Here is a 3,925-nt window from a genome sequence, read left to right as displayed (position 1 = left end):
ATCGACGGCTGCCTCACCGCCACCGGTCTGACCCTCGTACCACCGACCCCACCCTGAAAACCTCAGTAACCCAAAACGAGACGGCACGCCACACCACGAGACGGCCTGCTCCAGTCGCTTTGTTAACTGCACCTTCTCTGGATCGTAGGCGGGTAGTTCAATCCCCAAGGAGCTGTAATTGCGGGACCTTCACCGTGAGCTGATCGAAGGACGGGCGACCGTTCCGCGGATTGGTTCAGTCGTCGAGCTGGACACTCTGTACGGGCGGTACGCGGTCGCTGATGCGGAGGGTGTGCCCGTCGGGCCCGTCCAAGCCTTCCTATGCGGGCTGACACTCGACGACAACCGGCCGCTGACCAGCAGGAGCTACGCGTATGACCTGCTGCGATGGTTCAGAACCCTGTGGTTCCTCGGAGTTGCGTGGGACCGGGCGTCTGAGGCGGAGACCGCGGCCCTTGTCGGATAGCTCCGCACTGCGAAGAACCCTCAGCGCGAACGCCGCCGCCGGGATGCCGCGCCGCCGGGGTCGGTGAACATCAAGACAGGCAAGCGCTACCTCAAGTCCGGATACGCGCCGGCGACGATCAACCACAACCTGACCGTGGTCAGCAGCTTCTACGCGTTCCACCGGCACCACAACCGCGGCCCGCTGATCAATCCAGTCCCTGAGTCTGCCGGGCGACGAGCTGCCTTGGCCCACCGGGACCCCGACGGGCCGGCGCCGGTGTTCCGGCGAGCAAGGCTTCGCCAGCGGGTTCCGCAGACGCAGCCGCGGGCCATTCCGGCAATGCCACGAAGTTAGTGCCGCGGCCGCCGAGTCAAGGACGGTGTCTGTCGGTTGGGGAAGGCTGTGGGGGTAGGCAATCGGGGGCGATCTTGTAGGTCGCGTTCGAGATCTTTTCGAGGAGACCTTCCCTTGTCCAGCGGCTCAGCTGGACGCAGAAGCTGTCGTAGTGGGTGAAGCCGAGGGCTGTTGCCAGCTCGCGCGCATGCCAAGACCTGTGGGGTGCGGTTTGCATGTGCTGGAGGACTTGATTGCGTTGACCGCTGCGTCCGGATGCTGCCGCTGACGGGGGTTGGGTGTGGATCTCGACGGCGAGGATGGTGACGTTCTGGCTGGTCAGGGGATGCTCACTGGTCGGATTCGCCGGATAGCGGGAGGTCGGGCACTTGACCTTTCGGGCGCTGGTGCGTGAACGCCTGGGCGGCAGCAGAGCGGACAGGACGGCAGTGGAAATGCCGCTGACGGTGTGGTCCGACGGGGCTGGCAGGACGTGGTCTGCGCGGATCACCTGGTCGCGGACAGCTTGAAGGGCGACGGTGAAGCTTGCCCGGTCCGGGTCGGCCCCGGGCACGGCCTCGACGGCCTCGGCCATCGCCATGCGGAGCGCCTGATAGAGAGTGAGCAGAGCCCATACTTCCTGCTCGAGTCCGCGCGGTTCTTGGGAACGCAGGACCCGTCCGGTCAGCAGGGTGTGTCGCAGTGAGTAGAAGGCGGACTCGATCTCCCAGCGCTCGTGGTAGAGGCGGACCAGGACCTCGGCGGGGTCGTGGCGGTGGTCCAAGAGAGTTGTCGCGAGCCGGTAGCGACCCGTGATGCGCTGTCCGCTGCTGGTGGTGAGGGTGATGTCGGCGTCGATGACGCGGACACGTAAACCGTGGAAGCGGGTGAGGTAAGACCCATCGGGAAGGACCGCCAGAACCGCAGGGCGTCGGTGGGCGCACAGTCGGACCAGGAACTGAGAGCCGGTGCCGGCGACGGCACGCAGGAAGTCGTCGCCGTCGAAGGCCCGGTCTGCCAGGAGGAGCATCTGCGGGGTCAGCCTGGGCAGCAGCTGGGTTGCCTGGACGGTTTCCCCGTTCCCGGACGGGCCGAAGACCGCACCGAGCAGCCCGCGGGTCCCGGTCTCGCACAGGACGGTCAGCCTCAATGACGGGTAGCCGGACATGCCCAGTGGTGCCGGACCTTGCCCAGCAGGGCCCGAATGCGTGGCAGGTCAGGAGCCTTGAGGGAACTGCAGCCGTCAAACGCTACCGTCCGCCAGCGCCGGTAGCTGACGCCGGGCGTTGAGGGCCGAGCCAGCGGCACCGCCAGAACGTCGAACAGAGCTCTCATCGGCTCCGGCCCGAGACGTCGGCGCAGCTGTCGCAGGGCGGCTTCCGAGGGAGTAGAGAGGTCCAGGTCCGACAGGCCGGCCACGAGCTTGTCCCATACACGCCGGTATCCCAGGGTGGGGAAGAGTCCCAGGGCCAGGACAAAGTAGACGCCGACTCGCGACGGAAGCGTACGCACGCGAGCCTGAACGGTTCTGGTCTCATCGAGGACGTCATCGACGAGCTCAAACGGTATGTGCTGAGTCAGCCCACCGAGGTGGCCCGGCGCCCTTCAGCGGACCGCGCCGGTGCTGCCCATGCTGCCCGGCGTCCCCGAGCGGCGGAGTTTCGACTACGTGCGGCACGGCACCGTCGATCTGTTCGCCGCTTTGAACACCGCGACGGGCAAGGTGATCACGAAGCTGTCCGCGCAGCACCGGGCGGTGGACTTCCGGGACTTCCTCGACGAGATCGACCGCCAGACCGATAAGGGCCTGGCGGTCCACGTGATCTGCGACAACCTCTCCGCCCACAAGGCACCGGTCGTGCGCAAGTGGCTGCTGGCCCATCCCCGTTTCCAGCTGCACTTCACGCCGACGTACTCGTCGTGGATCAACCAAGTCGAGCGATGGTTCGCCGAGCTGGAACGACACTGCCTCGAACGCGGCGTGTTCTGCTCACTCGACGACCTGAAGGCCGCCCTCGAGAGCTGGATCAAGGTCCGGAACGAGGACGCCATGCCCTTCAAACGGACCAAGACCGCCAATCAGATCCTCGACCGCATCTGCCGATACTGCGACAGGATCTCCAAACCAGGTCACTAGGCATTGTTTCTCGGATCTCCTGACAGATCGTCGGTGTCCGCGCGGCCCAGCTGCCCTACCTCCACGCCTTTGCGAACGGTCTCGAACTCGACCTTGCGGCCGTCGATGCCGGCCTCGCCCTCCCGCACCCAATGGGCGGACCGAAGGCGTCAACACCCGCACCAAGAAGATCATGCGGCAAATGCACGGCCGCGCCGGCTTCGACCTCCTCCGCCACCGCATCCTTCTCGCATGACGCCCTGTCACCACCGATTACGAGACAGAGCCGAAGACCGTGCAGTCCCTCTACTGAGGACGACTCAATAGACAGACCCCATGAGCGTGCTACGACCTCTATAGAGGGCAGAGGATTTGAGCGAGTATCAATTACTCGCCCCCTGGAGCGGATGATCAGCTTAGCTGGTACCCAGCGCCCTGCTGACTGCATTATCGATCTAGCTGTATCGATAATGCAGTCCATGGTACACGATGCCCGACGCTGTTTATTTCCCACACAGCGAGCCGGGGACACCCGAGTTCAAGGAATTATTAATGAAATACGGCCCCACTGTTCACGCCTTCCTGGCATTTGCCGCCATTGCTGGAGTTTGCACTGCGACCGGCACTGCAGCTGCAGCAGGCGGTGAGTCCTCCGTGAGCAAGACCTACTATATAGGAACCGCAGCCGACGGTATTATTCGCACGGCAAGATTCAACTGCGGCAGCACGACCCCTTATGTCAAAAGCATGACCTTCTCTACTGTTGGCGCCGACACGGGCAGGGCGGTAAGCGACATCGACGAGCTCAACATCGGCGAACCGACCGCCACCGCCCCAGGGTTCTTTACGGTAAGTAGGTCAACTCCGTATGACCCTCAGCTTCAGGCCCCGCCGAGCATCCGGCTCGACTATACATGCTCAAGCCTGAATCCCGGGACTGTTGACGATATCCCCGTCAGGATCAAAGCAGAAGGTACTGCGGCTCCAAATTTTATAATTGAAGACGAAGCGATGAACATGGTTATTGG

3 protein-coding genes and 2 pseudogenes are annotated in these 3,925 nt (G+C 63.8%); 3 read left to right on the top strand and 2 right to left on the bottom strand.

Annotation, left to right across the window (positions count from 1 at the left end; all coding sequences use genetic code 11):
- Positions 1-818: 818 nt before the first annotated feature.
- Together ACFVZH_RS39980 and ACFVZH_RS39975 are read right to left on the bottom strand one after the other, a co-directional pair.
- The gene (locus ACFVZH_RS39980) at positions 819-1,949 is read right to left on the bottom strand and encodes a transposase (protein ID WP_384905526.1); all 1,131 of its coding nucleotides are present in this window, start codon (positions 1,947-1,949) and stop codon (positions 819-821) included.
- The gene (locus tag ACFVZH_RS39975; RefSeq protein WP_384905528.1) at positions 1,928-2,350 is read right to left on the bottom strand and encodes a transposase domain-containing protein; all 423 of its coding nucleotides are present in this window, start codon (positions 2,348-2,350) and stop codon (positions 1,928-1,930) included. The genes ACFVZH_RS39980 and ACFVZH_RS39975 overlap by 22 nt, the downstream gene beginning before the upstream one ends.
- 49 nt (positions 2,351-2,399) lie before the next feature.
- On the opposite strand from ACFVZH_RS39975, the pseudogene ACFVZH_RS39970 reads away from it, so the two are divergent.
- From ACFVZH_RS39970 to ACFVZH_RS39960, 3 genes and pseudogenes are all read left to right on the top strand, one after another.
- Positions 2,400-2,918: pseudogene (locus ACFVZH_RS39970) on the top strand (IS630 family transposase); the annotation flags it as partial.
- Positions 2,919-2,944: 26 nt separating this feature from the next.
- Positions 2,945-3,153: pseudogene (locus ACFVZH_RS39965) on the top strand (ISL3 family transposase); the annotation flags it as partial.
- Between the two features lie 233 nt (positions 3,154-3,386).
- Positions 3,387-3,925 (top strand): hypothetical protein (locus ACFVZH_RS39960; RefSeq protein WP_384905524.1); only part of this gene is annotated, 539 nt, incomplete at its 3' end.

The organism is Streptomyces sp. NPDC059534 (assembly GCF_042743475.1).
Taxonomy (GTDB): Bacteria; Actinomycetota; Actinomycetes; order Streptomycetales; family Streptomycetaceae; genus Streptomyces.
The sequence above is the reverse complement of the archived record's forward strand: the minus strand, read 5'-3'. Positions and strand labels throughout refer to the sequence as shown.